Origin of the sequence: Draconibacterium orientale, from assembly GCF_900111425.1 — a bacterium.
GTDB lineage: Bacteria > Bacteroidota > Bacteroidia > Bacteroidales > Prolixibacteraceae > Draconibacterium > Draconibacterium orientale.
The window spans coordinates 160,066-175,200 of the sequence record NZ_FOHT01000004.1 but is presented as its reverse complement, the minus strand read 5'-3'; the positions used below and the strand labels follow the sequence as shown (position 1 = coordinate 175,200).

The 15,135-nt window shown below is 42.2% G+C and carries 9 protein-coding genes; 6 read left to right on the top strand and 3 right to left on the bottom strand.

Annotation, left to right across the window (positions count from 1 at the left end):
* Nucleotides 1-378 precede the first annotated feature (378 nt).
* Together BMW53_RS04240 and BMW53_RS04235 are read left to right on the top strand one after the other, a co-directional pair.
* Entirely contained in the window at nt 379-1,881 is a 1,503-nt protein-coding gene (locus tag BMW53_RS04240) for a tagaturonate reductase (protein ID WP_081804834.1), read from the top strand.
* An 81-nt stretch (nt 1,882-1,962) separates the two neighbouring features.
* Nucleotides 1,963-3,450, top strand: coding sequence for a UxaA family hydrolase (locus tag BMW53_RS04235; RefSeq protein WP_038564704.1), 1,488 nt, complete (start codon nt 1,963-1,965; stop codon nt 3,448-3,450).
* A gap of 216 nt (nt 3,451-3,666) precedes the next feature.
* On the opposite strand, the gene BMW53_RS04230 is transcribed toward BMW53_RS04235, so the two are convergent.
* The gene (locus BMW53_RS04230; RefSeq protein WP_038558690.1) at nt 3,667-5,334 is read right to left on the bottom strand and encodes an FAD-dependent oxidoreductase; all 1,668 of its coding nucleotides are present in this window, start codon (nt 5,332-5,334) and stop codon (nt 3,667-3,669) included.
* A 327-nt stretch (nt 5,335-5,661) separates the two neighbouring features.
* On the opposite strand from BMW53_RS04230, the gene BMW53_RS04225 reads away from it, so the two are divergent.
* Both BMW53_RS04225 and BMW53_RS04215 read left to right on the top strand, forming a co-directional pair.
* The gene (locus tag BMW53_RS04225; protein WP_038558694.1) at nt 5,662-7,989 is read left to right on the top strand and encodes a sodium-translocating pyrophosphatase; all 2,328 of its coding nucleotides are present in this window, start codon (nt 5,662-5,664) and stop codon (nt 7,987-7,989) included.
* Between the two features lie 452 nt (nt 7,990-8,441).
* A complete protein-coding gene (locus BMW53_RS04215) occupies nt 8,442-9,455 on the top strand; it encodes a dihydroorotate dehydrogenase-like protein (RefSeq protein WP_038558703.1) in 1,014 nt (337 codons plus the stop codon).
* A gap of 73 nt (nt 9,456-9,528) precedes the next feature.
* Here BMW53_RS04215 and BMW53_RS04210 read toward each other — a convergent pair whose 3' ends face one another.
* Both BMW53_RS04210 and BMW53_RS04205 read right to left on the bottom strand, forming a co-directional pair.
* Nucleotides 9,529-10,848, bottom strand: a complete 1,320-nt coding sequence (locus BMW53_RS04210; protein WP_038558706.1) for a TldD/PmbA family protein — start codon at nt 10,846-10,848, stop codon at nt 9,529-9,531.
* A 77-nt stretch (nt 10,849-10,925) separates the two neighbouring features.
* Nucleotides 10,926-12,452, bottom strand: coding sequence for a TldD/PmbA family protein (locus BMW53_RS04205; RefSeq protein WP_038564706.1), 1,527 nt, complete (start codon nt 12,450-12,452; stop codon nt 10,926-10,928).
* A 407-nt stretch (nt 12,453-12,859) separates the two neighbouring features.
* Between BMW53_RS04205 and BMW53_RS04200 the strand changes: the two genes are divergently transcribed.
* Together BMW53_RS04200 and BMW53_RS04195 are read left to right on the top strand one after the other, a co-directional pair.
* Complete coding sequence (locus BMW53_RS04200; RefSeq protein ID WP_217642882.1) at nt 12,860-13,873, top strand: glutamine synthetase beta-grasp domain-containing protein; 1,014 nt, start codon at nt 12,860-12,862, stop codon at nt 13,871-13,873.
* A gap of 101 nt (nt 13,874-13,974) precedes the next feature.
* Entirely contained in the window at nt 13,975-15,099 is a 1,125-nt protein-coding gene (locus BMW53_RS04195) for a pyridoxal phosphate-dependent aminotransferase (RefSeq protein WP_038558712.1), read from the top strand.
* Nucleotides 15,100-15,135: the final 36 nt, after the last annotated feature.

Genomic DNA, 15,135 nt, shown 5'->3' with positions numbered 1-15,135 from the left:
CGGGTCTTTGCGAGGGAGGAACGACCGAAGCAATCTTACCAATTCCCCTTTGATTCCTCCCGATGTTTCAATCGGGACGGTGCTCCGTCAATTCCCGGCAGCTGATGATTCTCCGTAATGGATGTTTTTATGCTCATTCTTACCCCGATTAACATTCAATTAACCCTCCAATAAATTCAATCATCATTTTAGTGCTTAAAAATAGTTCTCAGATTTCCTGAAAACAGGCGTTTCCGGTGAGTTTTCCTGGAGTTATTTCATAAAAATGAGGCAAAATATTTTAATCCGTTAACGTTAACGGAAAACATTAAAAAATTATATTTGCCCGCTCAAAACAAAGAGTAAAGTGCTAATTACACCTGTAAAATAAGATTAGAGATGATGAAGAAATTAAATCGAACCAACGCAACTGAAACAACAAGTTACCCAACACGCATACTTCAGTTTGGAGAAGGAAACTTTTTACGAGCTTTTACCGACTGGATCGTTGATAAAATGAACAAAGAAATCGGTTTTAATGCTGGTGTTGATGTGGTGCAGCCACTGCCAAACGGTATGGTTGATATGCTAAACGATCAGGACGGACTTTACCACGTTTACCTGAAAGGGATTAAAAACGGAAAGCCGGTAACCGAGTTTTCGCTGATTGACTGTATCAATAAAGGCATCAATCCGTACAGCGAGTTTGAATCGTACAAAGAAAGTATACTGAATCCCGATTTGCGTTTTGTGTTTTCGAACACCACTGAAGCCGGTATCAGCTGGGAAGATAGCGACACGCTGGATATGGCGCCGCAGAATTCGTTTCCGGCGAAAGTGGCGGCAATGTTATACATGCGCTACAAAGAATTTGATGGCGACAAATCAAAAGGTTTGATCTTTTTTGCCTGCGAGCTGATCGACCGTAACGGCGATATGCTGAAGAAATTCGTTTTGCAACATGCCGAAAAATGGAATCTTGGCAACGATTTTATCAGCTGGGTGAATGAAGCCTGTTGTTTCTGCAGCACACTGGTTGACCGTATTGTTCCGGGATTTCCAAAAGATGAGATCAAAGAAATTCAGGAGGAACTGGGCTACGAAGATAACCTGGTTGTAGTTGGCGAATATTTTCACCTGTGGGTAATTGAAGCGCCGGAATGGGTGCAGGATGAATTTCCTGCTGAAAAGGCCGGTTTGGAGGTGAAGTTTGTAAAAGACATGAAACGTTTCCGCGAGCAAAAAGTACAGGTGCTGAATGGCTGCCACACCGGAAGTTATGCTGTGTCGTACCTGAGCGGAATTGAAACCGTGCGTGATGCCTACGAAAACCTTGAGGTGGGTAGTTTTATGAAAGAACTGGTTTACGACGAAGTGTTGACCGTTCTGGATGGAACAGAAAAGGAACTAAAGAAATTTGCCAACAAGATTCTGGAGCGTTTTGCCAATCCGTTTATTCGTCACCAATGGCAAAGTATTGCCTTAAATGCCATGTCGAAATGGGAAACACGAAACCTGCCTTCACTGATTAACTTCGAACAAAAACACGGCATGTTGCCACAAAAGTTGGTGTTCTCGCTGGCTGCCATGATAGCGTATTTTAAAGGCGAGGCCAATGGCGAAGCCTACAACGTGCAGGATGATGAGTGGATTGTTGATTTCTACAAAGAAGCCTGGGCCGAATGCGACGGTCGTCCGATTTCAATCTACAATTTGTGCGAAAAAGTATTGAGCCTTGATAAAGTTTGGAAGCAAAACCTGAATGAAATTCCAAACCTTACGATTACCGTTAGTCACTACCTGTTCCTGATTACGCAGGTGGGAATGAAAAAAGCGGTTAAAGCGGTATTAAGCGAAGACAATCCGCTGATGCAGATCACCATTGATAAGATGAGCAATTAAATAATGTCTTTCTCGCAGATGGCGCTTACGTTAAACAATTCGTTTCAGCGAAATTTGCGAGTAACTTTTAAGAAAACAGAAATGGCAGACTACATAAAAATAAATCCAACCGACAATGTGATCATCGCCCTAAAGGATTTTTCGGCAGGTGAAACTATTGAGGTTGACGGACAGAAACTGACGATTGTTGGTGATGTTCCGAAAGGCCACAAAATTGCACTTACTGCAATTGCCGAAAACGAGGATATTATTAAATATGGTGCGCCGATTGGTCATGCTACACAAGACATCGAAGCCGGAGAATACATACATGTTCAGAATCTGAGAACAAACCTTTCGGGTACCATCAATTATTCGTTCGATCAGAAATTGAATGAACTGGCCGTTGCTGAACGAGAGCTCACATTCGAGGGCTACAAACGTAGCAATGGCAAGGTGGGAATCCGTAACGAGCTGTGGATTGTGCCAACCGTTGGTTGTGTAAACGGACAGGCGCAGCAGATCATCGATTTGTTTAAGCAGGAAGTAAATCCTACCGATATTGATGCGGTAGAAGTATTTAAACACAGCTATGGTTGCTCGCAGTTGGGCGACGACCATGTAAATACCCAAAAAGCATTGGCTGATGTGATCAATCACCCGAATGCCGGTGGTGTTTTTGTGATGGGTTTGGGTTGCGAAAATAACCAGATCGATCACCTAAAAAAATTCATTGGCGATTACGACGAAAGCCGGGTGCGCTTTTTAGCATCGCAGGATGTTGAAGATGAGGTTGAAACCGGACTGGAGATTTTGAAAGAGATCTATGACGTGATGCACACTGACCAACGCGAAGCTGTTCCGTTATCGGAGTTGAATATCGGATTAAAATGTGGTGGCTCGGATGGTTTTTCAGGAATTACTGCCAATCCGCTGGTGGGTGCTTTCTCCGATTTTTTGGTGGCGCAGGGCGGAACAACAATTCTTACCGAAGTGCCCGAAATGTTTGGTGCTGAAACCTTGCTGATGGAGCGTGCTGAAAACAAAGAAGTGTTTGATAAAACGGTGAGCCTGATCAACGATTTTAAGGCTTATTACCTGCAACATAATTTGCCGGTGTACGAAAATCCGTCGCCGGGAAATAAAAAAGGAGGAATTTCTACCCTCGAAGACAAATCGCTGGGGTGCACGCAAAAAGGCGGAACTGCAACGGTAGTTGACGTGTTGAAATATGCCGAGCCTTTAAAAACAAAAGGTTTGAATTTATTGTCGGCACCGGGAAATGATTTGGTGGCTGCATCGGCACTGGGTTTTAGCGGTTGCCAGATGGTATTGTTTACAACAGGGCGCGGAACGCCGTTTGGCAGTTTTGTACCCACCATGAAAATTTCTACCAATTCCGATTTATTCAACAAAAAGAAAAACTGGATAGATTTTAACGCCGGCACTTTGCTCGAGGGCAAAACCATGGACGAGCTTTTGGAAGATTTTGTTCAGTTTATCATTGAAGTTGCCAGTGGCAAAAAGTTAAACCACGAAAAAACCGGGTTTAAAGAAATTGCCATTTTTAAAACAGGCGTAACACTTTAGCTACCATAATTGAGAAGTATTATTTTTAGTCCCTGCAGCCATTGATTGTGGGGATTTTTATTCAGTGAAACCCAAATAACAGGAGAGAAACGAACTATAATTTGATGGTCGAGCGAATCCCGATAGCGGAGCGTATCGGGATAAATCAAATTATACTCCGACGCTTTTTCTTAACTAAATTACTATTGATACCTCGTTCGCTTGCTAAGAGGTAGTTCATTCAATTTCCTGATGTTCCAGCACCTGTCCCGCAGCTTCAAGTTTTGTTTTTATTTCCTCATACTGAAGTTGATGTATCGGGGTTTCTTCTTCCAATGCCATTCCCGCTAAAAGGGCTGCACTTTGCCCAAGTATCATAAAAACCGGCTCCATCCGTATCGATCCAAAAGCAATGTGCGAACTCGAAACAGTCACCGGAACCAGTAAGTTTTTACATTCTTCCTGTTTTGGAAGTATCGATCCCAGTGCAATTTGATAAGGCTGATGCGGGTGAACACCAATGTCGCCTTCGTTTTGTACAAAACCTTCGGGTGTAATGAATCGTTGAGTATTGTGCGAGTCCATAGTGTATGACCCCATCCCAATAGAGTAGGGAACCTGCGATTTTCCCAGCACCTCATTTTCGGTCATTACAAATTCGCCAATCATACGTCGGGCTTCGCGCACATAAATCTGGTGAGGCCAGTTTCCGTTATCGGTGAATTCATCTTTTGCCAGGCCCCATTGTTGCATTTCAGTTTGTATTTCGGCAGGAATTCGCGGATCGGTTGCATAAAAATAGAGCAATCCTTTCTGGTAGTTTTCGTGTTCGCGAATAATCTCGGCCCGGCGCTCGTAAGTAGCTTCCGGATAGTCGTAGTTCATGCCAATATTATCGAAACTAAATGGCCCGTGGTTGTTTACATCGGTTTTGTGGTTCGGAATCGGATCGAATTTATTAAATGTTTCGCGCCATCCGTGGTTTAACACCCTAACCAGCAGTTCGTATTGTGCGGGATCGTAATTTTCAGGCTGCTCGATAGGAACACGGTTATCCGGAACTTTTGTTAGGCACATTCTGAAACAATAGGCCTGGATACGTTCATCGCCATCTCCTTTTTTCCCCGGATCGTCGGTTGAAATACGGGGCAAAACGCCACTCGCCGGATCACCGGGCACAACATAAGGACTAATATTCATACTGCCAAAATGATGCCCGTGATGAAGTACGCCTGTTTGTATGCCATTCCATTGTTCGTTATACACTTCATTGGCTTCGCGGCCAACATGGTAATTTATCCCCGCTGCAGCCATTAAATCACCTTCGTAGGTGGCATCGATAAATAGTTTTGCCTTGTACGTTTCGCCGTTCAACATGGTAATGAAAACGATTTTGCCGTTTTGTTTTTCCACGCCATTTTCACGGTCGAGCCAGCGATCTCTGAAAACACTGATGTTGTTCTCGCTGATAAAATCCTCGAAAACCTGCTCGGCCACATGAGGTTCAAAAATCCACATGGTGCGTTTGTCGCCGTCAATTGCCGGTGTGCCTTGCCCTGTATTGCCATATTCTTCGCGCTTTTCCCAAAGCCAGGCTTCCTCGGTTTGGTAATGCGAATACACGCGCTGGTAAAATCCCCGTGCCAGTCCGCCAATCACACTTTTATTTCCGGTGTCGGTAAAACCAAGTCCGCCCGATGTTAGTCCTCCAGGATGTTTATCAGGGCAAACAATTACAACCGATTTATTCATTTTTGCCAATTGAACAGCAGCTGTTACTGCCGCCGAGGTGCCACCGTATATTACAACATCGGCATTTGTTAGGGAAACCTCTTGTTTGTTTTGGCAACTAAAAAACAAAAATATAAAGCTTGCGAAAAAGGTGACGAGACGTTTAGTTTTCATTGTTAATTAGGTTTAGTTTAAAGCAGCAAACGGATGTAAATTTTTAATCTTTGGTAATACAATCCGTTTTACAGGTTGAATTTAAGTTTTGATTTTGAGGGAACAAAATGTTTAGAATAAAATATGAAATAGTCTGAATTTCAGATGTTAAAAAATATTCAACCTGTTGTCAAATACATAAGCTAAAATTCCTCATCTCGTTTAGAAATTTATCTTTGTCTATTGCAAAATCTTTTTTTTGTAAAACTGAACTTGAAACCGAAGGAAAAACAATTTTCAAATTAATACTAAACCGTAGCCAAAAGCTACACTAAAATTTATCAATTTATGAGCAGTATTTTTATCATAGTGCCAATTGCCTCTGTTTTGGCATTGGTATTTGCCTGGTTTTTCTTCAAATCAATGATGAAGAATTCAGAAGGTACTGACCGCATGAAAGAAATTGCACAATACGTTCGCGAAGGTGCAATGGCTTATCTGAAAAGACAGTACAAGGTTGTAGGAATTGTTTTTGTAATACTCTTTATCCTACTAACAATTATGGCATATTTTGGTGTTCAAAACCCATTTGTGCCCATCGCATTTCTTACTGGAGGATTTTTCTCCGGCCTTTGCGGATTTTTAGGAATGAAAACGGCAACATTTGCTTCAGCGCGTACAGCACACGGAGCATCTAAATCGTTGAACAAAGGTTTACAGGTTGCTTTCCGAAGCGGCGCAGTGATGGGGTTAATCGTTGTGGGATTTGCATTGTTAGATATTGCAGCCTGGTACTTTTTTCTAAGTGAAGTTGTATTTACGCCCGAGCACATGGCGAATGGTGCTGAATTCTTAGGGCTTCATTTTGTTCACGGAAGTGCAGATTACGTAACTAATGGTGTAATCAACGATGCAGGCCAACGAGTAAAATTAATTGAGATAACAGTTACCATGTTAACCTTTGGTATGGGTGCTTCTACACAAGCATTATTTGCTCGTGTTGGTGGCGGTATTTATACCAAAGCTGCTGATGTAGGTGCTGACCTTGTAGGCAAAGTGGAAGCCGGTATTCCGGAAGACGATCCGCGTAACCCTGCAACTATTGCCGATAACGTTGGTGATAATGTTGGTGACGTTGCCGGTATGGGAGCCGACCTTTACGAATCATACGCAGGCTCTATTTTGGCAACCGCTGCTCTTGGTGCCGCTCTTCCTGTAGTAGTTCTTTCTGATACAGGTATCGATCCTGTTAAAGCTGTTACAGCTCCTATGATTGTTGCTGCCATTGGAATTATTCTTTCCATCGTTGGAATCTTCATGGTTCGGACCAAAGAATCTGCGACACAGAAAAATTTATTAAATGCGCTATTAATTGGTACTGGAGGAAGTTCAGTATTGATTCTTATCGCAATGGCCGGAATGGCTTACCTTGGTTGGGTAACCTGGGGTGTTTTCTGGGCTGTTATTATTGGATTGGCTGCCGGTGTTATCATTGGTCAGGCTACTGAATATTTTACTTCTGATGAATATAAACCTACAAAAGGTATTGCTGAGCAAGCGCAACAAGGACCTGCAACTACTATTATTGACGGTTTAGCTGTTGGTATGTACTCAACCTGGATTCCGGTTGTAACCATTGTACTTGGTATTATGGGGTCTTTCTGGGCTGCAGGTGGTGCAGAACACTTTGCTATGGGTGTTTACGGAATTGGTTTTGCTGCAGTAGGTATGCTATCTACACTGGGAATTACATTGGCTACCGATGCATTCGGACCTATTGCTGATAACGCAGGTGGTAACGCCGAAATGGCTGAACTTCCACCGGAAGTGCGCGAAAGAACAGATGCGTTGGATATGCTCGGAAACACTACGGCCGCAACCGGTAAAGGATTTGCAATTGGTTCTGCCGCTTTAACAGCAATGGCGCTTATTTCTGCCTATATGGAAGAAATCAGATTGTGGTTTGGAAAAATAGCAACAGCCGGTGAAGGATTTGTTACCAAAGGATCATATATCTTTTATAATGATATTGCTCCGGCAGCACAGGATGGAATGCAGGCCATTAAGATTTCAACTGCTTCTGTAAAAGATTTTACGGCTGCTTACGACGTTACTCTTTTTAATCCCCTGTTTTTAGGTGGTCTATTCTTAGGTTCAATGATGGCATTTTTGTTTAGTGCGATGACGATGAAAGCTGTTGGTCGCGCAGCGGGTGCAATGGTTGATGAAGTTCGCCGCCAGTTCCGCGACATTAAGGGAATCCTTGAAGGAACAGCTACTCCTGAATATGCCAAATGTGTTGAAATTTCAACAAAAGGTGCACAGAAAGAAATGTTGGTGCCTTCATTGGTAGCAATTATAGTTCCTGTTATTGTTGGAGCAACAATGGGGGTTGCCGGTGTTATTGGTCTGTTGGCTGGTGGTTTAACTGCCGGTTTTACATTAGCCGTGTTTATGAATAATGCAGGTGGTGCCTGGGATAACGCTAAAAAGTACATCGAAAAAGGAAACTACGGTGGAAAAGGAAGTGAAGCGCACCACGCCGGTGTTGTTGGCGATACGGTTGGCGATCCTTTCAAAGATACTTCAGGTCCTTCGTTGAATATTTTGATTAAACTGATGACTATGGTATCGGTGGTAATGGCCGGTTTAACTGTAACATTGAGTTTGCTTTAAAATACTCACTCCTCTAAAGGGAAAGGAATACCATAAAGGGATATTTTACTATAAGGAAACCATCTGTCGGTAGGCAGGTGGTTTTTTTGTGTTTTGATTGGTTTGGAACGCAGACAACGCAGATTGTAGCTGAGCCTTTTCAGCTTGTGGAAGATGGAAAAATTTTAAATTGTTGCTATTGTGAAATTGTAAGTTTTTATCTTAAAGTCCCGCCCCCTAAAGGCTGTAATTCACAAGTGTCAGTAAAAAATCTCAGAAATCAGGTTTGCAATTCGGTAATTTTTCAGTTTAACAATTAATTTCAATCTCCATCAATTTTCTCATCCTCGCAGAGCTCATCGTCTTATTCCCTTTATCGCACATAAACAAAATTTAACTTCGTAATTGAACAAATTATTTGTAAATTCAGTTACACTTAAAAAACGTAAATTCTAATCATTAAAAATACTACCATGGCAAATCTTACCACAACTTATATGGGTGTAGAGCTAAAAAATCCACTCATACTGGGAGCAAGTAACTTAGTATCGAAACCCGAAGTAATTAAACAAATTGAAGAAGCCGGAATTGGGGCGATTGTGTATCGTTCGCTTTTCGAGGAACAAATTCAGCTGGAGAGTCTGCAAATGGACGAATTGCTCAGCGAATATGAAGAACGTAACGCAGAGATGACCGATCTTTTTCCGGGCTTAAAACATGCCGGGCCAAAAGAGCATTTATACAATGTGGAGAAACTGGTTAAAAGTGTTGATGTTCCTGTATTTGCCAGTTTAAACGCTATTTACGAACCAACCTGGGTTGAATATGCACAGGAGCTGGAGAAAACCGGTGTGGCAGGTTTGGAAATAAACCTTTATGCAGTGCCGGGTTATTTTGAAGTTACCGGCGAATCGATTGAAGACAAGCAGGTACAAATTGTAAAAGCCATTAAGCAAGTGGTTAAGATACCTGTAAGTGTAAAAATGAGTTTGTTTTACACCAATCCGTTGAACTTTATTAAAAAGGTTGATGAGGCCGGTGCCGATGGCTACGTGCTGTTTAACCGTTTTTTCCAACCTGAAATAGATATTGAAAAAGAAGAATATTTCTATCCCTGGGAATTAAGCAATCCAAAAGACCACATGGTCGGTTTACGTTATGCAGGTTTGTTGTATGGCAATGTGGAGGGAAGTGTTTGTATTAGTCGTGGTATTTACGATGCCAACGATGTAATTAAAATGCTGCTTGCCGGAGCCGATGTGGTTCAGATGGTAAGCACCATTTACCGTAATTCGCCATCAGTAGTTTCTGATATACTTATGGACATTAATAAGTGGATGGATGATAAAGGATACAAATCGCTTGATGATTTCAGAGGAAAACTGTCGCGTAAAAGCATGAAAGACCCGTTTGCATATCAGCGGGCACAATATGTTGATATACTTACGAAATCGGAGGATATTTTCAAAAAATATCCGATGGTTTAACAGGGTAATTTTTCGTAGCATAAAAAAACAGGAACCAAACGGCTCCTGTTTTTTTATGCTATTTATTTAATTTTTACAATCCACTAAAATCAACATCGTTGAAAAGAATCGATGGTGTTCGCCACGAAGAATCTTCGCGCACATCGTTGCCAATTTCGCCAATGTTGGCCCACAGGGTTTTCATGTTTCCGGTAATGTTCATTTCTGTAACCGGCTTCACAATCTCACCGTTCTCTACCAAAAATCCTTCAATACCATACGAGAAATCGCCGGTTGATCCGTTGCTGTTACCCCCGTTAAATCCGGTAACGAAAATACCTTTCTTAACCGATGCAATCAATGCGTCGAGGTCTTTATCGCCGGTTTCAAAAACAAGGTTGGTAGTTGCTCCGCTGTTCGGTTCCATTTCCAGTTTTTTACCGTAATAGGTGTCGATATAGTACCTTTTCAAAACGCCTTTTTCAAAAACCGTACGTTTTTTTGTGGCCATACCTTCGCCATCGAACAGGCGCGAACCACGGCCTCCGATTATAAACGGATCGTCGGTTAAGGTTAATTTATCAGAAGCTACTTTTTCGCCCAGTTTATCGATAAGGAATGAATTTTTCTGCTGAATAGCTGATCCGTCGAGTGCATTAATCAACGGACTGAAAATACGGCTAACCACGCGGTTTTCAACGATCATTGGCATGGTTCCCGATTCAATCTTTTTCGCACCTATTTTATCCAGCGCACGTTTTAGTGCGATTGTTCCGGTGCCTCTTTTTTTCAGTTCGTTGTATTTTATCGCAGTTTCTCCCCAGCCAGATTCAGGGCGGCCATCGCCATCACCTTTCACCGAAACGTTGGTGTATATTCCAAAGTACGAGTTGGCGGTGTCGCCCTCGAAACCATTGCTGTTAACCATTACCCGTTCGTTCAGTCCGTCGTAATAACTGCTGGATACCGATATAATGCGCTCGTTGCTTCCCAAAATTTCTTTCTCGGCAGCAAAAGCAAGCTTTATTTTTTCTTCCGGGTCAACGTTGCCAAAATTTTCGTCTAACGAACCCAAATCCGGGCCGTCGCCTTTGTAATACAATTCCGGATCGGGCAGTGTTCTGAATTCGTCTTCCGAAAGGTATTTTGTGCCTTCAATCGCTTCTTCAATAAACCGTGCCAGGTCTTCTTTATTTAAGCGGCTGGTAGAGTGCGATGAGTATTTTTTGTCGACAAACAAACGAATCGACAAGTTGCTTTGTAGCGCCTGTTCCAGTTTGTCAATTTTTTCTTCGCGCACTTCAACGCTGCTGCTTTGGTTGTTCGATATGTTTACGCTTACCTCCTGGGCTCCGTTCTCCAATGCATGATTCATCGCCCATTTTGCCAATGTATATTTTTCTTCTTTTGTCATTTTTTTAGTTTTTAGTTGCTAGCTTATAGCCACAAGCATTTTACTTTGAACTTTAAACTCTAAACTTTGAACCGAGGTTATGCATTTGTTCCTCCAACGGTCATTTTTTTCACTAAAACAGTGGGCAGGCCAAGTGTTACCGGAACCGATTGTCCGTCTTTTCCACAGGTCCAGGTACCGCTGTCGTTTTTGTAGTCGTTGGCGGCCATTGAAATATCGGCTAAAGCCTGCGGCCCGTTACCCACAATATTTATGTCCTTGATTGGAGTGGTGAGTTTTCCGTTTTCGATAATGTAACCCGATTTTACAAAGAAGGTAAAGTCGCCGGCACCGATTTTAACTTCGCCGTTGCTGAAATTATCGACATAAACGCCGTAATCAACTGCTGCAAAAATTTCTTCGGTGGTGTGCGGACCATTTTCCATGTAGGTTGATCGCATACGCGGAAGCGGCATGTGGCGGAACGATTCGCGACGTCCGTTACCGGTTGGTTCAACACCATAATATTTGGCACTGATCCGGTCGTGAAGGTAGCTGTTCAGAATACCGTCTTTTACCAGGTAAGTTTTTTGTACGTCGTTTCCTTCGTCGTCGATGTTAATGGCGCCGCGGTCGTTTGGCAACGTTCCATCATCGATGATATTGATAAAGTTTTCAGCAACTTTTTTATTCAGTTTGTCGCTGAAAATAGAAGTTCCTTTTCTGTTGAAGTCGGCTTCAAAGGTATGGCCAATGGCTTCGTGAAGCAAAATTCCCGAACCTCCGGCGCCTAAAACAACGGGCATTTCTCCAGCTTTTGGTTTCCCGGCTTTAAACAGCAGATTGGTTTTTTCAACGGCTTCGTTGGCCAGTTCATCAACCAAATCATCAGTTAGCCATTCAAAGCCGCGGCGAACCGATCGTGCCGAATAAGCATTTTCAATTTGCTCGCCATCCTGCATGATACAAACGGCATAAAAGCTGATCATGGGTCGGTAATCGTAGGTTAAGCGCCCTTCCGAGTTGTAAAACATTACATAGCTGCTTTCGTCGCTCATTCCGGCATTCACTTTAATTACCTTATCGTCGAGGCTAAAAATTTTATCGTTTACTTTTTGTACAAAAGGCACTTTGTCTTTTACCGAAACATCTTCCCACTTTTTCGAAATTTTGTAGTAGTTGGCTGGAAGTTTCTCGTTGTAGTCGGCAGCAGTAAAGCTGGCACTGCTGTTGGCAATGTTGGCAGCCATTTTTGCTGCATTCAGCATATCGTCGAGCGCAATATTTTCGGAGTAGGCAAAACCGGTTTGGTCGCCTTTTAGCACACGAATACCAACTCCGAAATCGATGTTGGAGTAGGCGCGGTTTACTTTCCCGTCTTCAAGCGCCAGGCTGTTGGAAATTTTGTGTTCAAAAAATAAGTCGGCATAATCGCCGCCTTTGCTCATGGCTGTTGCAATAACTTTTTGCAACATTTCGGTAGTCACTTCAAAATGATCTAAATAACTTTTCACGTCTGCTGAAATTTGTACGTTTTGGCACGATTGCACAAAGGGAGGTAAAACCATACTTCCCGCTGCAAACATACCACTTGTTTTAATAAAATCACGTCTGTCAACTTTCATAGTGCATGTATTGGTTTTTAATTTTTCAATTATTGTTTTTGTTTTCAATCTTTCAATTAGTAATGCTTGTGAGATTAAAATTACATTTCCTCAATAAAATCTACAATATGTACCGATGAAAAATAATAAAATGCGGGGTGTCTTAAAATTTTGGGGGTGTTGTGGCAAAAAAGATGTAAATATCGGGTAGGGGTATTCATTTATTGTGATCGATAATTGATAAAAATGCATAAATTTTGAGGGGGTGTCGTTGTTTTTTGGGTGCATGACAAAAATCTATTTTCAATGTAAATTTTGTATTAATTTATTACAAAATGTTAGCAAAATGGATTTATTAGTTTCATTTGCTTCTATTTTTGTGATCGACAGTTAGAAAAAATCTATATTTATATAAAATTTATTACATCATGAAATCAAAATTGGAATACATTTGGTTGGACGGTAGTGTACCAACTCAGCAGCTTAGAGCTAAAACGCGTGTAGCAGATAATTTTAGCGGTAAATTGGAAGATTGTCCAATATGGTCTTTCGATGGATCTTCAACTAACCAGGCCGGTGGTGGCGCTTCTGACCTTCTATTGAAGCCTGTTTTTATTTGTCCCGACCCGGACCGCAAAAATGCTTACCTTGTTTTAACTGAAGTTCTGAATCCTGATGGAAGTGCTCATGAAACTAATGGCCGTGCTCATATCGAAGAAGAAGATGAAGATTTCTGGTTCGGTTTCGAGCAGGAATATTTTCTGTACGATCCGCAAACTCGTTTACCTTTAGGTTTCCCCGCAGGAGGTTTCCCCCTTCCACAAGGACCTTATTACTGTGGTGTAGGTGGTTCTAAAGCATTCGGTCGTGCAATTGTTGAAGAGCATTTTGATCTTTGTTTGGAAGCAGGTTTGAATGTTGAAGGTATCAACGCCGAGGTAGCTGCCGGACAGTGGGAATTCCAGATTTTTGCCAAAGGGGCACACAGTGCGGGCGACCAAATTTGGATGGCTCGTTTCCTTTTGGAGCGTACAGCTGAAAAATATGGTGTAGATGTGGAGTGGCATCCAAAACCACTTGGAAAAGACCTTGACTGGAACGGTTCGGGTATGCACGCTAACTTCTCGAACGGATTAATGAGAACTTGTGGCGACGAAAAAGTATTTACTGCCATTTGCGAAGAGTTCGGTAAAAACATTAAAGAGCATATCGATGTTTACGGAGCCTACAACGACCAGCGCTTAACTGGTTTGCACGAAACGCAGTCAATTACTGAGTTTAGCTATGGTGTTTCAGACCGTGGCGCTTCTATCCGTATTCCTGTTGGAACTGTTGAAGATGGCTGGAAAGGTCGTTTGGAAGACCGTCGTCCTGCATCAAACGGCGACCCTTATAAAATTGGAGCACGAATTATTAAAACTGTTCATGCTGCAAAAATTTAAGACATAATTTGCAAAGTTAAAAAGAAACTGTCCTTATTGTGGGGCAGTTTTTTTTTGATCAAATTTGTCGTCGCAAATAGTAATGCCTAATAGTAAAAGCCATGTTGAGGAAACAAATTGAGATAAAACGTGAGTTATTTGATGAGACTTCGCATTCGCCGTCGTTGGTTGATATTGTTGGAGAAGAACAGCTGGCTGATGTGGTGGATTTTTGTTTCATTGAAAATCCTTATTTCCCCGGAGAGGCTTTGCTGCAAAAACTTCAGGATAAATTGCCCGAGGTAATAAAAGCCTATCCGTCGAGTAATCCGAAATTGGCGCAACAGGATTTGGCTGCCGTAGTGCACGTGAATCCCGAATACCTTGTTTTGGGGAACGGAGCCACCGAGCTGATTACGATTATTCAAAACAATTTTGTTGAAGATATGGGCATTCCTGTTCCTACTTTTAGCGAATACATCGAGAAGGTTCAGAATCAGCAAAAGGTAAGGCTGTTTCAGTTGCCGGCCGACAAACAATATCAGCTCGATTTGGAAGAATATGCCGATTGGCTGGTTGACGAAGAAATTTCATCGGCACTAATTATTAATCCCGGAAATCCTACGGGGCAGTTGCTTTCGGTTGAAAATATAACCGGTTTTTTAAACCGCATGAAGCATTTAAAACTGGTGTTGCTTGATGAGTCGTTTATTGATTTTGCCGGCGAAGAAATACCGACGCTTATGCCAAAAGTTGAGCAATTTCAGAACCTGGTAATTGTACGCAGCATGAGTAAACATTGTGGTGTGCCGGGCTTGCGTTTGGGTTACTGTTGCACCGCCAACGAATATTACCTGAGACAAATTAGAAATGCATTGCCCGTTTGGAATATAAATACACTGGCCGAGTATTTTTTAACGCAGCTAAAAGATACTGATGCTGAGTACCACCAGGCCCGCAAACATGTTATTTCCGATGTGCGGGAGCTGCATAAGGCACTAGCTGAAATTAATGGCTATGAAGTTTACCCCACCAATAGCAATTTTATTCTGCTGAAAATAAATTTTGCCATGAGCGCCTACGATTTGCAAATGAAATTACTGCAGGATTTTGGCGTGTACGTGCGCGATTGTTCCAACAAAACAGGGCTTGATGATAAGCACATCCGAATCGCTTCAAAAGGACGGGAAAAGGATCAATTGCTGATTCATGCATTGAAAACGGTGGCAGTAGAATTGTCAAGGTAAAAGGCAAAAGGTAAAAGTTGAGAATAGCTCTGCTGC

Coding starts and splice junctions, on each gene's coding strand:
- BMW53_RS04235 (WP_038564704.1), top strand. CDS start 1,963: ATGGCAGACTACATAAAAATAAATCCAACCGACAATGTGATCATCGCC.
- BMW53_RS04225 (WP_038558694.1), top strand. CDS start 5,662: ATGAGCAGTATTTTTATCATAGTGCCAATTGCCTCTGTTTTGGCATTG.
- BMW53_RS04205 (WP_038564706.1), bottom strand. CDS start 12,452: ATGAAAGTTGACAGACGTGATTTTATTAAAACAAGTGGTATGTTTGCA.
- BMW53_RS04215 (WP_038558703.1), top strand. CDS start 8,442: ATGGCAAATCTTACCACAACTTATATGGGTGTAGAGCTAAAAAATCCA.
- BMW53_RS04240 (WP_081804834.1), top strand. CDS start 379: ATGATGAAGAAATTAAATCGAACCAACGCAACTGAAACAACAAGTTAC.
- BMW53_RS04195 (WP_038558712.1), top strand. CDS start 13,975: ATGTTGAGGAAACAAATTGAGATAAAACGTGAGTTATTTGATGAGACT.
- BMW53_RS04230 (WP_038558690.1), bottom strand. CDS start 5,334: ATGAAAACTAAACGTCTCGTCACCTTTTTCGCAAGCTTTATATTTTTG.
- BMW53_RS04200 (WP_217642882.1), top strand. CDS start 12,860: ATGAAATCAAAATTGGAATACATTTGGTTGGACGGTAGTGTACCAACT.
- BMW53_RS04210 (WP_038558706.1), bottom strand. CDS start 10,848: ATGACAAAAGAAGAAAAATATACATTGGCAAAATGGGCGATGAATCAT.